The organism is Ligilactobacillus murinus (genome assembly GCF_003288115.1).
Taxonomy (GTDB): Bacteria; Bacillota; Bacilli; order Lactobacillales; family Lactobacillaceae; genus Ligilactobacillus; species Ligilactobacillus murinus.
On record NZ_CP023565.1, the window covers coordinates 2,025,977 to 2,042,504 of the forward strand.

A 16,528-nucleotide genomic window follows, 5' to 3' on the forward strand; every position below is an offset into this window, starting at 1 on the left:
TGCAACAAAGAGTAATGATTTGAATGATCCTTTCATAATAGATCCCCCCTATAAGTTTGTGCGCTAATAGTGATCTATCAGTGTATCCAAATTATAGCAAGCTAAATCAAAAAAAGTTGCTCGTAACCAATATATAACATTAAAGTTATTGTTTTGTAAAATATAATTTATATAGCTAAAAAAGTATTATACAGATGATCTATTAGCCTCACTTTCTAAGTAACTGATAAAGAGATTTAAGATGAAAAATTCAAGCACAAAAAACAAACTAATAACGACAAGATATACCTCTTTTGGAATATTTTGATCTGGATAAAAAGCTAGCATTACGATGTATTGGAACCCAAGCATTACTAAGTAAGGATAGTAATTTCGCAAGCGTGAATAACCAAACATATTTTTAAGCTCGATTTGAGTGAGGTTTTTCTTAAAAAAGCTGAGCAAAGAATAGAAACTAAGCGCAAGTACGATCAGCCAGAGCAAAAGTTGCTCATAAAAATGCGCTAACAGATCACCAAATCCTTGACGTAGCTCTTCAAGCTCACCATGATCATAACGGATCAACTGGGCAACATTGTCACTTAAATTATATTTTTTAGGATCGGCTCCCATTGCTGAGACAGTTGGCTTAAAGAGGTTTTTTTAAGTGGTAAAAGCAAGCTATCATTGGCAAAGCCAGATAAGATATTGAGGTGGTATTGCGTAAGAGCGTGCCTGATGTTTCCTGGGGTAACGATCATAATGATCTCATTTGCCATATTTTTACCAGTTACGATATTTTTAAAGTTTTGGTTGGAGCGAGGGTTTGAGTAAAAAACTTTGATACCATATTTTTGTGCGATCGGATCATTTTTTTGTTCATATTTGAGTCGCTTAGTGACTAAATCTTTAGGTGTATCAGGGAAAACCAAAACTAATTTTTTGGATGCTAGATCAGGGATGATCTTTTTGTTATGAACATCTCTTAAAGGATAGCGTTTCAAGTAATTAGTGTTGATGGTAACGCTGGTAAGTTCACGGGCAACGGTATTTGGTTGCTTATAGCTAGAACCACTATCATTTAACAAAAGTGCGCCTTGGCTGTCGGCTATTTGATAGATCTTTTCTAGTTCAGTAGCATTATTACGGTCATCGACTACATTTCCTCCGATCATATACGGAAAAAATTCAGCATATTTCTTTAATTCAGGATCTTTATGTCCATAGTTACCTGTTAGTAAAGAGCCTAGTGGAGGAAAAAAGGTGATCAAAGTGAGTAAGAAAAATATTTTTATCCCGCCAAGTAAGCAAAAAAGTGAAAGCGAAAAATAGCGTTCCTTAGCGGGAACTAAGCTTACCAAATACATCAAGCCGACCATTAGAAAGCTTATTACCAAAACTGCAAAGAAGGTAAAGCCTTGTCTATTTAATAATTCGGTTAGTTCTAAGTGCTTAGAGATCACCCAAAAATCGTAAATAAAAGCAAATAATATTGCAAATAACGGTTTTAAAGTAAGTGACAAAAAACTACGCCAAAAGGACCAGCCATTTAATTTGTAAAGGCGAAGTGATCGCCATTCTAGTAGTAAGTAGATCAAAACTGCGATCAAGATAAAGACACTTAAAGAGTTGATAAGTGGTGAAAGATCAAGCTCATCATCTAAGAACGGTAATAATAATTCAGTTGAACGAGTGATCTGATAATCTCTTGGCTTATAATGTGTCATAAAACTTTGATTCAAGTGCTGATTTAATAAAGTAATGAAGGCGTTATATTTGTTTAGATCAAGCGTTTCAAGAAAAAAGACACCTTCAAAATTCTTTCGATCTTTAAAAACTGATCCAAGTGGCCGAATAGTAACTTTATAACCTTTTAGTAACGGATAGGTATATGTATATTCCGAGTTATCAGACCCTAAGGCGCCAAAATTACCTAAAAAACTAGTTTTATGTAAATTATTGACGTAAAAGTTCTGTTCAGAAATACTTTTAGCATAGTTTAGTCTCCCATTTTCTAATGGATAACCGAGATAAACATTTTTTTCCATATAATTTAGTCCAAATTTTTGAGCACTTTCATCTACGATAGTTATGAGTTGGCGAAATTGTTTTTTAGTGTGAGCAACTAAGGGAAGCTTAAAAGCGATGAAGTGTTCAGAAGTATCGAGCTGATGTAGTGCTAGCTTTACTTCGGAATGGTAATTACTCGAATACGCTGTGATGCTGCTTAGGATAAAACTAAATAAACAAATAACGCTCAGAAATAAATTTTTAGTTTTCATGGCTACCTCCGATAAGAAAGAGTGGCGCGCCACGCCACGCTTAAAAACATTGCTATCAAGGTCTGGTGTAATTATAGCAATCTAGATCAAAAAAAGTTGCTCGTAACCGATATATAATATTAAAGTTATTATTTTGTAAAATATAATTTATATAGCTAAAAAATACCACCATTCCCAGACCGGAAGTGGTGGTATTTTTTAGTATTCAGAGATCTCGATCAGATTACCGTCGGGATCATTGAGATAGATCATTTTGAGTAAGGATGATATGCCAATTATCTTTAAAAAATTTTTCCCCTGTATCGGTAATTTTTAGTGCCCTTGATCCAGTAGCTTGTGTTATGTAGTCGTTATTAAGTAAAAAATCTAAGATCGCATTAGCTAGCGCACCCGCAAGATGATTTTTCCGTTCACTCCAATCTAAACAATCAATGCAAAATTTCCGTTTTTTCTTTTTTAAATTTTCAATGTTGATCTTCAGTTCTTCTGCAAAAAATATTTCACCTGAAGGAGTCACGCTATAACTTCCACTGTTATCATTAGCTGCGACGATGATATTCTCGGAAATAAGGAAGTCTTTGATCTTAATACCAAGTTCCCCAGCTATATGATCGTAACAAGTTCTAGCTTGCTTCAATTCTTTTTTGGCAAAATGTTGCTTATAACTTTTTGTAGGTTCAACGGGGGAATAATTACTTAAGAACTCAAATAACTCAGGTGTTATGGTGTTTGAGATAGAGTAATATCTAAACTTACCATATTGTTTGACAGCGGTCAGCTTTGCTTCGGTCAACAATTTTAAGTGATAACTGACAGTATGTTGTTTTAACTTAGTAAAAGCTGTTATCTCATTTACTGTATAGGCACGACCATCCATTAAAATATCTAAGATCGTAATTCTGGATCTATCAGATAAAAGGCGCAAGATAGTTGTAACGTCAGGTGAATTCATAATATTCCTCCCTAAAATTTTATATATCGATGATTTTCTATCGATTATCATAATACAATATGATCACACAGTAAAAGAAAACGACTATTCAAAAATTAGCAATAATTATAGTCGAATATTTATTGCTGTGAATATTTTATGGAGGTAGCAAACATGAAGATCAAGAAAATCACAGCTCCAGCGACGATCGTTGAAGCACGATAATAGTTTATGCTCCTTTAGGAATTAAGGAGAAAGTGAACTTCTTTAGAGGATAGGATTTGGGATAAAACCTAGATTCATCCTTTTTTCTTAAAGATGAATGGAGTTGGGATAATGAAATTACCTAAAGTAAAGGATATTCATAGCGTATTATTTTTAAATGATACTATCAGGATCGGTACAGGAAATGATTACGGGATACAAATTGATAATCCAGATGGGAAATATACTGAGTTGATAGGATCTTTAGATGGGGAGCATGCTATTTCAAGCATCATTAAAAATTGTAAAAATTTAAGTGAAAAAGAAATAGTAGAGGCGATCGATCTGTTGACAGATATGGGATATATTGAGGATGCAAGTATACGGATACCAAGTGACTTGTCTAACGAAGAAATTGAACGTTATTCTGTAAATCTTAATTTCTTCAATACTTTAGCAGATAATGCCAAAAATAAATATGATTATCAGCTTCTTTTAAAAGATACGCATGTTTTGTTGTTAGGACTTGGTGGTATAGGCTCTAATGTTTGTCTTTCGTTGGCAGAGCTTGGTATTGGAAAAATAACAGCCGTTGATTTTGATAAAGTTGAGAGAAGTAATTTGAACCGTCAGATCCTATATAATGATACCGATATTGGTGAATTTAAAACTACGGCCGCAAGAGACTTTATCAATAAATTCAATTCTAATATTGAATTTGCAGCAATAACGCAAGAAATATCTTCTGCAGAAGATATAGAAAAATTAATTGTGAAAACTGATTGTGATATCGTTGTTAATGTAGCTGATTACCCAACCGGATATATTGATTTTTGGGTAAATCAAGCTTGCGTGAAATATGATAAAGTATGTTTCTCTGCTTTAGTTGGTAAAAAAAATGGCAGAGTTTACTCTATTGTTCCCCATCAATCGGCGTGTTTTTATTGTCAGTATATGAATGATTTAGAGAATATTCCTGAATATGAGGCAGAGTTAAGAGCAATTAGAGAGATAAAAACTGATAAAGAATTAGCGCTGTATAGGACACCTAATGGAGCTTTGGGACCAGCTTGTTTATTTCACGGATATTTTATTGCTTCCGAGATCATGCGATATGTATTTTGGGGAGCTGATAGACTTCTGACATATGATCAGTCATTTAGTATCGATTTCTTGACATTTGAGCAAAAGTTTACGAAATTACACAAATATGAAAATTGCCCAGTTTGTGGAAAGGAATTTAGAAATAATGGAAACCTTGAGAGTAGCTAGTCTATCTAAAAAATATGGAGACTATAGTGCCGTCAAAGATATAAGTTTTTCGGTATCGGAGGGTGAATGCTTGGGGATCTTGGGTGTTAATGGGGCTGGTAAAACAACTACCTTAAAGATGATCTACTCAGCAAATAAGATAACAAGTGGTGATGTATACATTTTAGGAAAAAATATTTCAACGTTAGCTGATAGGGGGAAGACCAACTTAGGGATCGTAGCTCAAGAAGATATGTTAGATACGACTTTGACTGTCTTTGAAAATTTGATCGCACATGGTATATGTTATGGGATCAAATTAGGGGAACTTAAAGCTCGAACGCAAAAGCTACTAAAATTCGTCCAATTAGCTGAATATGCAAATAAAATGATCAGTGAACTATCAGGCGGGATGAAAAGACGTGTTGTTCTTGCACGCGCTTTATTAAATGAGCCTGAGATGATCATACTAGATGAGCCGACGGTCGGTCTTGATATTCAATCACGTAACATTATCTGGAACAAATTGAAGATGTTAAAAAAACAAGGTGTTTCGATCGTTATCACATCACACTATATGAATGAGATCGAATTTTTAGCTGATAGACTACTCATTATCGATTCTGGAGTAATAAAAGATGAAGGGACTATTACAGGCTTGCTAGATAAATATCAAGAAAAAGATATGGAAGAATTATTTCTTAGATTGACCAACAATAAATAAAAAAGATTTGATCGTTATCAAAAATTTAGAATGGTCGTTAACACTACTAGTGCCCATAAGAAAGATAAAATATGGAGTGGGTATTTAGTGATCTTGTACCATCAATACCAAATAAAATTAGGAAAGGAAAAGCTATATTTCTTTCTAAATTATGCAAAATATATTCTGTGTACTTTCCATATTGTATAGTGAGGGTAAAATGTTTAGAGTTTCACCTAGATCAGTTTACTATGTTATCATCAGAAACTATATGAGTTTTAGATCTCTATTTAAGATCTCGATAGTTCCTAACTTGATCGATCCCCTATTTTATTTAATAGCGATGGGATTTGGCGTTGGAGCTTATCTGACCAATATCAATGGGATGTCGTATACTACTTTTGTCATTACAGGACTTATCGGTGCTACGGCAATGACTACTGCTACATCAGAAGCAACAGTCAATGCATTTATTCAATATAAAATTGAAAAAACATATGCTGCTATGTTAATGACACCGATCAACTTACAAGATATTGTGATTGGCCAAGCTATTTGGTCAGGTGTTAGAGCTATCATTTTTGGGGGGATATTTTGGCTTGTTTCACTTGTTATAAGCCAGACATATAATCTTTATATGTTATTTATCATTCCACTCCTTTTTTTGATCGGACTGATTTTTGGACTTATCGGGCTGACATTTACTTACATAGCTCCATCACGAGAATTTTTGAATTATTATAATACTCTTGTTGTCCGACCGTTATATATGTTTTCAGATACTTTTTTCCCAATAGATTCTATCCCAGAGATTTTTCGAAGTTTGACATGGTTCTCTCCACTATATCATGCGACAAATATTATTCGAGCTATTTGGATAGAAAACTTCACTATGGTATTTCAACATTTGCTGTGGTTGATCGGTTGTGTAACGCTATTTTACTTTATTCCGATCTTAGTCATTTATAAGATGTATTATAAATGATATTAAAATACCACCATTCCCAGACCGGAAGTAGTGGTATTTTTTAGTATTCAGCGATCTCGATCAGATTACCGTCGGGATCATTGAGATAGATCGAAGTCATTTGTCCATTAGCCCCGATCTTGGTAACTGGACCAGCGATGATCTCAACAAAATAGCTTTTTAGATGATTGATATCATCTGCTAGAGCATCCCCAGTTACTAAGCAAAGATCGGCACTGCCACTCGTAGGAGTTTTAGCAACGAGTGCATCTTTTCGGTCAGTCGTTTGTAATTTTAAAAGCTGATGGCCACAGCGTAAAGTCACCACGGTCTCACTTTCTTCTAAGATCGGCATATCAAATACTTCGTGATAGAAGCGAGTTGCTTTGGCAAGATCGCTCACGGTCAAAACGATATGATCTAAACGTTTGATTTTCAAAGTGATCACCTCTGATTTATATTTTTTAAAGCATTAGTTAAAAAGTATAGGCCTAGAGCACAGACGCAAGCTTCAGTAAATGGAACGCTGAGCCAAACGCCATTTAGACCAAAGAGTGTGGCAAAAATAAAAACCGCACTGATCAAAATAAAATAGCCTCGTAGTAATGAAAGCGTGAAGGCTGATTTAGCTTTTTCGATCGCCACAAGCGATAACATGATCACGAGATTTTGGCTAGCAAAGAAAACACTGATAAAGTACAGTGGCAAAGCATGAGTTGCAATCTGAGCCAGTTGTGCGGAGTGATCGTGGTTAAAGACACTGACGATCGGTGTTTTGAAGAAAACTAAGCTAAAATACAGTACACATGAAAGACCTAAGGCTACTTGTAAGCCAAGTCTGATCGCAGTCTTAACATTGTTTAGATCACGTTTGCCATATTCACGACTAGCGATCGGTTGGACGCCAAGTGCGATCCCATTTGAAAGTGCTAAGACGACGAGCGTAATGTTAGCGATGACGCCATAAGCGGCGACAGCAGCATTGCCACTTAATTTGAGTAAGACCCAGTTAAAGGCAAAGATGCTGACCCCAGTACTCATTTCCGTTAAAAATGAAGGTATACCGAGACTAGCTGCTTGCTTTAATAATTTTAGCTCAGGCAAAGCAAACTTTAATTGCAATTGTCGCTTGGGATATTTACGATGAAAAGTCAAGATCGCCATACTCGTCAAAGGTGAAAAGATCGTCGCGATCGCAGCACCTATCATGTGTAATTGGAAGACAAAGATCAACAGCCAGTCTAAAAAGACCACGACTAAAGTAGCTGTTAAAGTTGCGATCATCGTCAGCTGAGGGTTACCATCGTTACGAATAAAGTTTACACAGACGTAATTACACATAAAAAATGGCGCACCTAAAGCGATGATCCGAAAATACCCCAAAGCAACTCCCATCGTTTGCTGATCGGCACCCAGAAGCGTCAAAACTTGGGTCGGAAAGATGTTTAACAAAAGTGCTAATAAACTACCAAGTCCAAGGCAAAAAAGCAACAATTTTCCAAAAAGCGTCGTTACTTTATTTGGTTCGTTGATTTTGTGGATCGAATAGATCGTTGAGCCACCGATCCCAAATAAAAGTCCCAAAGAATTGAAAAAATTAAACATTGGCAGTGAAATATTCAAGGCAGCTAACCCTAAAGTACCACCAGCGACTGCAATAAAGACGGTATCGACTAAAACATAGAGCGAAAGCCCAGAAGAAGCAAGGATATTACGAATGATGTATTGCCCGACTTCTCGTTTGATCTTAGCTGTAGATGTTTGCAAAAAATTCCTCCTAAACCAAACTTTCCTCTATCAATCGTGATCGCCTGTCAGAAAGTTCTAAGATGTTATTTTTTGCAAAACCCGGCGATTTTGCGTCCCTTATTTCGATTTCAACATTACGAGTTTAGCAAAGTTAAATCAAAAAAGCTAGTCTTACTAAATTTCTGTTAAACGTTTAACATATTTTGCTTTTTTCTCTTTTCATAACGCTTACTTTGCGATAAGATAGTTATAAGAAAACGATTACTATTTTGGAGGTAATGTTATAGTGAGTAAATTATATGGAGCTATTGAAGCTGGTGGAACAAAATTTGTTTGTGCTGTGGCTGATGAAGATCTAAATATTTTAGAACGTGTTTCGATCCCAACGACTGTTCCTGCAGAAACGATGGCAGATGTCTTTAAATTCTTTGAAAAACACGATGTTGTTTCGATCGGGATCGCTTCTTTTGGGCCGATCGATGTTAATCGTAAATCAGAAACTTATGGTTATATCACCAACACACCTAAGCCAGGTTGGAAAGATTATGATTTCTTGGGGGAAATGAAGAAGCGTTTTGATGTTGACTATGCTTGGACAACAGACGTTAATGGAGCTGCTTATGGTGAATTGAAACGTGGGGCAGCTAAGGGTAAAGATAGCTGTGTCTACTTGACCGTCGGAACTGGTATTGGTGGCGGTGTTGTGATCAATGGCAAAGTTATCGAAGGCTATGGTCATCCTGAGATCGGTCATATCGTAATGCGCCGGCATCCAGAAGACCACTATGAAGGTCATTGTCCATTCCACCACGATTGTTTAGAAGGCTTGGCTGCTGGTCCAGCGATCGAAGCCCGTCAAGGTGGGATCAAAGCTTATGAGATCCCTAAAGATGACAAAGCTTGGGAGATCGTGGCCTATTACTTGGCACAAGCTTGTGTAGATCTAACATTGACACTTTCTCCTGAAAAGATCATTTTCGGTGGTGGTGTTTCTAAACAAGAACAACTCTTCCCAATGATCAGAGAATCTTTTGCAAAACAGTTGAATGATTACGTTCAAACACCAGAGCTAGATGATTATATCGTACATGTTGATCTAGGCGATGATGCTGGGATCACAGGTTGTTTGCTTTTAGCTAAAGAAGCTGAAACTAAATAAGACGACCGTATGTTTAATAAGGGTCCTACTACGATGCAGATCTGTATCGTAGTAGGACCCTTATTTGCGATCATAAGACACTTAAATGGGCTAGTTCTGTTGGATCATTCAAGATCTCAGCTTTGGTCATTATCTTTTGGATCTGATGTTGTTCTGAAAATAAAGCGACCCGATCACAGATATCTTTGATCTGCCCAAAGTGGTGACTGGATAAGATGATCGTTTTGCCACTTTGGTTTAATTTAGCTAATAACTCAACGATCAAAGTGCGATAGTACGGAGATAAGCCATTGAAGGGCTCATCTAATACGAAAACTTCGGGATTCATCGTTAAGACGCTACCGATCGCGACAAGTTTTTTTTCACCACCAGATAGATGATATGGAACCCGATCAGCTAGTCGTTCGATCGCAAGTAATTTTAGACAATCAGCGACCCGTTGTTCAACTTCAGCTGGTGGCAAGCCTAACTGTTGCGGACCAAAAGCTAATTCTTCGCGCACGCTCATATTGAAGAGTTGCACATCACTATCTTGGAAAACAAAACCGATCTGTTCATAAAGTTTAGCCGCTTGTTTAGGATCATCTAAAAAAGTTTTGTCGACATTTAGATCTTTGAATTGATAGCTACCACCTTTTAGCGGGAAAAAACCAGTTAAGATCTTTAATAAAGTCGATTTGCCTGAACCATTTGGACCCATGATGACCAAAGTTTCACCGGTTTTGACTTCTAAAGAAACATCGTTTAAGGCAAGTTGACCTTCATAACTATAAAATGCGTTTTTTAAATCGAGCATACAAATTCCTTTCTTTAGTACTTAAAACCACCAAAATAATAAACAAATAAGGCCTAATTTTATCAAGGGGAAAAGATCTGCGCGTGTGAATTTAGGATATAAATGATTCTTATTTGTAAGCTTATATCCACGTAGGACCATCGCTTGATAAAGATCATTCATGCGACTCTTCAATGAGAGATACAGTTCGCCTATCAAATTACCCAGCAGTTGGAAAGACGCTTTTTGCCCCAAAGTTTTAAAGCGAATGCTATACAGTGATTCTTGCAGATAGATCCCTGCTAGATAGCAGTATTTTACAGTAATATCAAGCGTCAAGATCAAAACATTGGGAAAATGTAATTGTTTGAGCGCAAGAATAAACTGTTGCCATGTTGTTGTGCCAGAAAAATACGCTAGAGATAGTAGAAGCGTGCTGATCCGCATAAAAAACAGTGCCAGATCAGCTTTTTGGCTCAAAAATAAACTAGGCAAAATAAAGATCGCTGTAAAAATGATCAATTTTAGGTATTTCTTGAAGATTCCCAAAATCGCATTTCCCGGGAAAAGTGCCAATTCACCTAAGATGATCAAAAGACAAGCCCATAAAAAGATCAAATTGCGCGATAATAAGACCAATAGTGAAGTTATCAACAAGGTACAAACACGAAGCCAAGGTGAAGTTTTAACACGATAGACGGGTGTGATATTGGTAAAGAAATGAAGCAATTTACCCAATGACGTAATATTGATCCCAACAAAATCATGCTTCTTTTCAAAATTTAAATTAGTCTGATTCTTTGTCTGTAGCCAAAGTGGCAATTCAGTGTTAGTTTGCATGTTCATTGCTCTTACCTACAGCCATTAAGATCTTACCTAATACTAAGAAGACCAAAACAGCGGTGATCGCACTCAAAATGTAACCTAAAGAGATCGTAGTCCCAGGAACAGTGTAGTCACCAAAGAGTGCATTAAAGTTCATACCATGTGCCATCCCAGTTGGTAAAGTAGAACCTAAATGTTCATTATGCATGTTGCTGAGTAACTCACTTGGATCCCATTCCCCCCAAGCAGTACCACTGGCTAGTAATCCTAGTGGTGATAAGACTATCATGGCACCGATCAAATAGTAAAAATATTTAAAACCAAGTGCCATTTTGGAAGCCTCCTTTGAAGTAGCCCGACTAGGTGTGTAAAGCTCAGCAGGAGCAACTTTTTTGACAAATGCGTAAACGGCATAGGTAAAGAAAGCTTCAACAACACCAGCTACTAATAAATGAGCAAATAACATGGCTGGAATAGAGATCGTCAGAGGATAAGGATTATAGAGTGGTTGACCACTGGCATTGACGGCTATGATCGGTTGGAGGCCTAACTCGATCCCCGCTAATAATGCCGCAGCGTTGAGCCCGAGATAAGAGCCAAGGATCACCCCGAGCTTTTCATGGCCATATTTACGTAAAAGTGAATAGATCCCATAGCCGACAAAGGGCATTACAACAGCCATATTAAAAATATTTGCTCCTAATGCTAAAAGACCACCATCACCAAATAAAAATGCCTGTAGTAATAAGGCGACAGTCACTGCCACACTCGCGGCGTACGGTCCCACTAAAATTGCTAGTAAGGTTGCTCCAACAGCATGGGCGGTCGTCCCACCAGGGATCGGAACATTGAACATCATAACTAAAAATGAAAGTGAAGCACAGATCCCGAGCATTGGCGCAAGTTCACGGTTCTTGCTCAGTTGTTGTTTAGTTTTTGAAAGTGAGATAGCCAGTACAGGTGTGGCAGCAGCAAACATTACCCCGCAAGTTGCAGGGCTTAAATAATTATCAGGAATATGCATGATATACATCCTCTTTTCTAAATATTTTCCCCATATTCAGATAATTTATGATCACAGTTACCCCTATATATGGGAAACATCATTTTCTGAATATATGCTCATTATAAAGGGCGATGGATAGTGAAAAAATCTTTTATGTATAACTTCAAAGCATAATTTTGTGTTTTTTTACCCGATATTTGGCAAGAAAAGTGCTTACTTTGAGGGGAATTTGCAAAAGAAAAGCCGAAAAACGCATTTTTTTAGGATAAAAATTCCTTGATAGAATAACTTTTAGCGCTTTTTTTTATTTTTAAGTAAAAAGTTAAGCAAGATAGCTAAATGATTTAAGAGTAAATTTAATAACAAGGAATTTATCCTTGAGCAATTTTGATGGAGGAACACATATGTCTATTAATAGTGGCGATACAGCATTTATGATGCTTTGTACCGCAATGGTCTGCTTGATGACGCCAGGTCTAGCTTTCTTTTATGGTGGCCTAGCACGCAAGCGTAGTATTTTGTTTATTATGATGGAATCATTCATTTCAATGGGGATCGTGACCTTGATCTGGATGTTTGGTGGTTTTGGTTTAGCTTTTGGAAAGGACATCCATGGGGTGATCGGTCGCTTTACAGATTACTTTGGTCTAGCACATGTTGGCTTAGTACCAAATGCAGTTCATGCTGCTTCGATCCCATTTGCCTTGTTCTTCTTGTTCCAATTGATGTTTTGCGTGATCACTGTACCTTTGATGACGGGAGCATTTGCGGAACGTTTGAATCTAAAGGGTTATATCTTACTTTTGATCTGCTGGACGATCTTGGTTTATATCCCAGTTTGTCACTGGGTCTGGGGTGAAGGCTTCCTATCCAAGTGGGGTTTTGTTGACTTTGCTGGTGGGACAGTTATCCATACGACCGCTGGTTTTGCAGCCTTAGCAAGTATCTTTGTTTTAGGTAAACGCAAAGTCGCTAAGCAAGGGATGCATCCAAACAACTTGATGGCTGCAGCGATCGGGACTGGACTTTTGTGGTTCGGTTGGTTTGGCTTTAACTCCGGTGGGGCTTTATCTGCTGGCGCTTTGGCAACTAAAGCCTTTACGAATACCTTAGTTGGCTTGGCTAGTGGGATGATCGCTTGGTTGATCATGGCTAAGATCTTACGGGGCAAGATCAATTTTGTCGACGTGATGACTGGTTCTGTTGCTGGTCTAGCAACGATCACACCTTGTGCTGGTTATATCGCACCAAGTTCAGCCATCATTGTTGGTATCGTAGCTGGTATCATCTGTAACTTAGCTGTTGGTTTCCGGCAAAAGAAAGGCTGGGACGATGCGCTCGATGTTTGGGGCGTTCACGGCGTCGGTGGTTTTACTGGGACGATCTTGATCGGTCTGTTAGCTGATAAGACGGTCAATGGTGTTGGAGCTAGTTTCCATCAATTATTAGTTCAAGTTGGTGGAGTCGTTTTGACAGCGATCTATGCCTTTGTATTGACCTATGTCTTGCTCAAGATCTTAGGTGCAGTGACACAGATCAAGCCGACCCAAAAACAGATCGAAGAAGGCTTAGACAAGACGTTGCTTGAAGAAACAGCTTATGATAAAAATTAAGCGGTATTTTTAGAGTAGCTTCCAGTGAGAGGAGGTGAATACAAAAATGCTAGGTGTGATCTTACTTTATGTCGGAATGGTCTTGATGAGCAACGGTATTTGTCGCCTTACAAAGATCCAGGATAAGTCATTAGTTGTGATGAATATTTTCACAGGTGGTCTGGGACTGATCTTAAACATTATCGCCATTTCGATCGGAGTTGCACAAAATGCGGCTTATAGTTGGTATTATGCAAGCGCAACAGGTCTCTTATTCGCATTTACATACCTATATACGGCAATAAATACGATTTTTGACTTTGATCAACGTTTGTATGGTTGGTACAGTTTATTTGTAGCGATCAACACGATCCCTGCTGGACTCTTATGTTTCCAAGGGTATGGTGGGAACAGTTGGTATGGTATTATCTGGTGGCTTTGGGGCATCCTTTGGTTAACTGGATTTATCGAAACTGTATTGAAGAAAAACTTAGGCAGCTTTGTCGGTTGGCTCGGGGTGATCGAAGGGATCATCACAGCTTGGATCCCAGGCTTTATGATGCTGACAGGTGTCTGGCCTAAGTAATTGATTAGCGCTAAAGAGAGGTGTAAAAGTTATGCAATTAACAGAACGTGAACGTGAAAAGATGATCATCAGCTTAGCTGGAATGATCGCCCAAAATAGAAAAGATAAGGGGATCAAATTGAATCACCCTGAAAGTGTGGCTTTGATCACAAGTTTCGTGTTAGAAGGTGCACGTGCTGGTAAGACGGTCTCAGAATTGATGGATGAAGGTCGTCAAGTGTTGACCAGAGAAGATGTCATGGAAGGTGTACCAGAAATGATCCCAATGATCCAAGTGGAAGCAACTTTCACTGATGGGACAAAGTTGGTAACGATCCACGACCCGATCCAATAAAAAGTGAGGAGGACTTTAAAATGGTTCCAGGAGAATATAATTTAGCTAAAGAACCGGTATTATGTAATGAAGGTTACGAAGCTATCAAAGTCGAAGTTAAAAATGTCGGTGACCGTGCAGTTCAAGTTGGTTCTCACTTCCATTTTTATGAAGCAAATGAACGTGGGTTACAATTTGATCGCGACAAAGCATGGGGCAAACGCTTAGATATCCCAGCGGGGACAGCTATCCGCTTTGAACCAGGCGAAAAACGAACGGTATCATTGATCGACATGGGTGGCAAGCGCCGTGTCTTTGGTTTCAATGATAAAGTAGATGGTTACTTAGATAACGATAACCGTGGTTTACATCACAAGTTAAGCTAAGAAAAGAGGGATAGCAATGAGTTTCAAAATGGATAGAAAACAATATTCCCAAATGTTTGGTCCAACTGTGGGCGATAGCGTGCGTTTAGGTGATACCAACCTTTATGCAGCGATCGAAAAAGACCTAACAGTCCACGGCCAAGAAAGCAAATTTGGTGGCGGTAAAGTTTTACGTGATGGTATGGGTGTCAACGCAACTGAAATGCGTAAAGATAATCCTTTGGTTGCTGATACGATCATTTCAGGCGCAACGATCATCGACTATACTGGCGTCATCAAAGCTGATATTGGGATCAGAGATGGTAAGATCTTAGCCATCGGTAAGGGTGGTAACCCAGATAATATGGACAACGTTGACTTTGTTGTCGGTGCAAGTACTGAAGCGATCTCAGGTGAAGGTATGATCGTCACAGCTGGTGGGATCGACTTACACGTCCACTACTTATCACCTGGTTTGACGCATGCAGCGTTAGATAATGGGATCACAACTTTATTTGGTGGTGGTACTGGTCCAGCAGATGGTTCAAACTCTGCAACCTGTGCTCCAGGTGCTTATCATATTCACCGAATGCTTGAAGCAACTGATTCAATGCCGATCAACTTAGGTATCATGGCTAAAGGCGCTGGTGATGTGCCTGAAACGATCGGCGAACAGATCGAAGCCGGTGCTTGTGCGATCAAGACCCACGAAGACTGGGGTGCTACAGCAGCTGGGATCGATAATTCCTTAAAAGCAGCTGACAAATATGATGTTCAATTTGCAGTGCACACTGACTCATTGAACGAAGGTGGATTTGTCGATAATACGATCGATGCCTTCAAGGGTCGTACGGTGCATACGTTCCACACAGAAGGTGCTGGTGGTGGACATGCGCCTGACATCATGGTCGTTGCTGGTCAAAAGAACGTTTTGCCATCTTCGACTAACCCAACGAACCCTTATACAGACAATGAGATCGATGAATTGTTTGACATGGTCATGGTTTGTCATAACCTTGATCCTAAAGTTCCTGAAGACGTGGCCTTTGCTGAATCTCGGGTCAGAAAACAAACGATCGCTGCTGAAGATGTTTTACATGACATGGGTGCTTTGAGTGTCATGACCTCAGATGCTATGGCAATGGGGCGTGTTGGTGAAGTTGCTATGCGTTGTTGGCAATTAGCTGACAAGATGAAAGCGCAACGTGGTAGTCTTGAAGGCGATAGTGAATATAACGATAACAACCGGATCAAACGTTATGTTGCTAAATACACGATCAACCCAGCGATCGTTAATGGGGTAGCTGATTATATCGGTTCAGTTGAAGTTGGTAAATTTGCTGACTTAGTTATTTGGGAACCAGCTAAATTTGGGACCAAACCAAAGATGGTCTTAAAAGGTGGCATGATCACTTACGGTGTTATGGGTGATGCAAGCTCAAGTTTGCCAACACCAGAACCAAGAATGATGCGTGACCTATATGGTGCCTTTGGTAAAGCTGTTGGCTCAACAAATATTACTTTTGTTTCGAAATATGCTTATGACCATGGTATCAAAGAAGAATTGGGCTTAGATAAGATCGTCTTGCCGGTTCACAATACACGTAATTTGACAAAACGTGATATGAAGTTAAACAACTATGTGCCAAGCACGATCAAAGTTGATCCACATACCTTTGATGTTACGATCGATGGTGAATTGATCACTTGTGATCCGATCAAGACTGCATCATTGGCACAACGTTACTACCTCTTCTAAAATTTAGTTTTTTCAAGTTATCGGGATAGATTTAAATATGATTTAAAGCAAAGGCCAAGACGCGTCTTGACCTTTGTTTGGG

17 protein-coding genes are annotated in these 16,528 nt (G+C 38.4%); 9 read left to right on the forward strand and 8 right to left on the reverse strand.

Going from position 1 to position 16,528, the window contains the following annotated elements; genetic code table 11:
* Positions 1 to 186 precede the first annotated feature (186 nt).
* From CPS94_RS09845 to CPS94_RS09855, 3 genes are all read right to left on the reverse strand, one after another.
* Positions 187 to 612 (reverse strand): hypothetical protein, encoded by a 426-nt coding sequence (locus tag CPS94_RS09845; RefSeq protein WP_112194115.1) that lies wholly within the window; start codon positions 610 to 612, stop codon positions 187 to 189.
* Entirely contained in the window at positions 582 to 2,027 is a 1,446-nt protein-coding gene (locus CPS94_RS09850; RefSeq protein WP_162626443.1) for a hypothetical protein, read from the reverse strand. Before CPS94_RS09850 ends, CPS94_RS09845 begins: the two co-directional genes overlap by 31 nt.
* A gap of 469 nt (positions 2,028 to 2,496) precedes the next feature.
* Positions 2,497 to 3,213, reverse strand: a complete 717-nt coding sequence (locus CPS94_RS09855) for an ArsR/SmtB family transcription factor (protein WP_112194119.1) — start codon at positions 3,211 to 3,213, stop codon at positions 2,497 to 2,499.
* Positions 3,214 to 3,528: 315 nt separating this feature from the next.
* Here CPS94_RS09855 and CPS94_RS09860 point away from each other — a divergent pair, with 315 nt between their 5' ends.
* The 3 genes from CPS94_RS09860 (at position 3,529) to CPS94_RS09870 (ending at position 6,335) form a co-directional block, all read left to right on the forward strand.
* Entirely contained in the window at positions 3,529 to 4,668 is a 1,140-nt protein-coding gene (locus CPS94_RS09860; RefSeq protein ID WP_112194121.1) for a HesA/MoeB/ThiF family protein, read from the forward strand.
* Complete coding sequence (locus tag CPS94_RS09865) at positions 4,646 to 5,371, forward strand: ABC transporter ATP-binding protein (protein WP_112194123.1); 726 nt, start codon at positions 4,646 to 4,648, stop codon at positions 5,369 to 5,371. Before CPS94_RS09860 ends, CPS94_RS09865 begins: the two co-directional genes overlap by 23 nt.
* A 199-nt stretch (positions 5,372 to 5,570) precedes the next feature.
* Entirely contained in the window at positions 5,571 to 6,335 is a 765-nt protein-coding gene (locus tag CPS94_RS09870; RefSeq protein WP_112194125.1) for an ABC transporter permease, read from the forward strand.
* Positions 6,336 to 6,378: 43 nt separating this feature from the next.
* Here the strand turns inward: CPS94_RS09870 and CPS94_RS09875 are convergent, their stop codons facing one another.
* Together CPS94_RS09875 and CPS94_RS09880 are read right to left on the reverse strand one after the other, a co-directional pair.
* Positions 6,379 to 6,756 carry a VOC family protein gene (locus CPS94_RS09875; RefSeq protein ID WP_112194127.1) on the reverse strand — a complete coding sequence of 126 codons (378 nt, stop codon included), beginning with the start codon at positions 6,754 to 6,756 and terminating at the stop codon, positions 6,379 to 6,381.
* A gap of 5 nt (positions 6,757 to 6,761) precedes the next feature.
* Positions 6,762 to 8,084 carry an MATE family efflux transporter gene (locus CPS94_RS09880; RefSeq protein WP_112194129.1) on the reverse strand — a complete coding sequence of 441 codons (1,323 nt, stop codon included), beginning with the start codon at positions 8,082 to 8,084 and terminating at the stop codon, positions 6,762 to 6,764.
* A gap of 268 nt (positions 8,085 to 8,352) precedes the next feature.
* On the opposite strand from CPS94_RS09880, the gene CPS94_RS09885 reads away from it, so the two are divergent.
* Positions 8,353 to 9,225, forward strand: coding sequence for an ROK family protein (locus tag CPS94_RS09885; protein WP_004050877.1), 873 nt, complete (start codon positions 8,353 to 8,355; stop codon positions 9,223 to 9,225).
* A gap of 70 nt (positions 9,226 to 9,295) precedes the next feature.
* Here CPS94_RS09885 and CPS94_RS09890 read toward each other — a convergent pair whose 3' ends face one another.
* From CPS94_RS09890 to cbiM, 3 genes are read right to left on the reverse strand one after another with little or no spacing between them, the layout of a single operon-like run.
* Positions 9,296 to 10,021 (reverse strand): energy-coupling factor ABC transporter ATP-binding protein, encoded by a 726-nt coding sequence (locus CPS94_RS09890; RefSeq protein WP_112194131.1) that lies wholly within the window; start codon positions 10,019 to 10,021, stop codon positions 9,296 to 9,298.
* 21 nt (positions 10,022 to 10,042) lie between these two features.
* Entirely contained in the window at positions 10,043 to 10,840 is a 798-nt protein-coding gene (locus CPS94_RS09895) for an energy-coupling factor transporter transmembrane component T (RefSeq protein ID WP_162626444.1), read from the reverse strand.
* On the reverse strand, positions 10,830 to 11,849 hold the full coding sequence (cbiM, locus tag CPS94_RS09900; RefSeq protein WP_112194135.1) for a cobalt transporter CbiM: 1,020 nt from the start codon (positions 11,847 to 11,849) through the stop codon (positions 10,830 to 10,832). Before cbiM ends, CPS94_RS09895 begins: the two co-directional genes overlap by 11 nt.
* A gap of 386 nt (positions 11,850 to 12,235) precedes the next feature.
* Here cbiM and CPS94_RS09905 point away from each other — a divergent pair, with 386 nt between their 5' ends.
* The 5 genes from CPS94_RS09905 to ureC are packed head-to-tail and all read left to right on the forward strand — an operon-like array spanning position 12,236 to position 16,446.
* Positions 12,236 to 13,444, forward strand: a complete 1,209-nt coding sequence (locus CPS94_RS09905) for an ammonium transporter (protein WP_004050872.1) — start codon at positions 12,236 to 12,238, stop codon at positions 13,442 to 13,444.
* 46 nt (positions 13,445 to 13,490) lie between these two features.
* Complete coding sequence (locus CPS94_RS09910) at positions 13,491 to 14,009, forward strand: AmiS/UreI family transporter (RefSeq protein ID WP_112194137.1); 519 nt, start codon at positions 13,491 to 13,493, stop codon at positions 14,007 to 14,009.
* Positions 14,010 to 14,040: 31 nt separating this feature from the next.
* Positions 14,041 to 14,343 (forward strand): urease subunit gamma, encoded by a 303-nt coding sequence (locus tag CPS94_RS09915; RefSeq protein WP_004050870.1) that lies wholly within the window; start codon positions 14,041 to 14,043, stop codon positions 14,341 to 14,343.
* Between the two features lie 20 nt (positions 14,344 to 14,363).
* Positions 14,364 to 14,708, forward strand: a complete 345-nt coding sequence (locus tag CPS94_RS09920) for an urease subunit beta (protein WP_004050869.1) — start codon at positions 14,364 to 14,366, stop codon at positions 14,706 to 14,708.
* 16 nt (positions 14,709 to 14,724) lie between these two features.
* The gene (gene ureC / locus CPS94_RS09925) at positions 14,725 to 16,446 is read left to right on the forward strand and encodes an urease subunit alpha (protein ID WP_004050868.1); all 1,722 of its coding nucleotides are present in this window, start codon (positions 14,725 to 14,727) and stop codon (positions 16,444 to 16,446) included.
* Positions 16,447 to 16,528 lie beyond the last annotated feature (82 nt).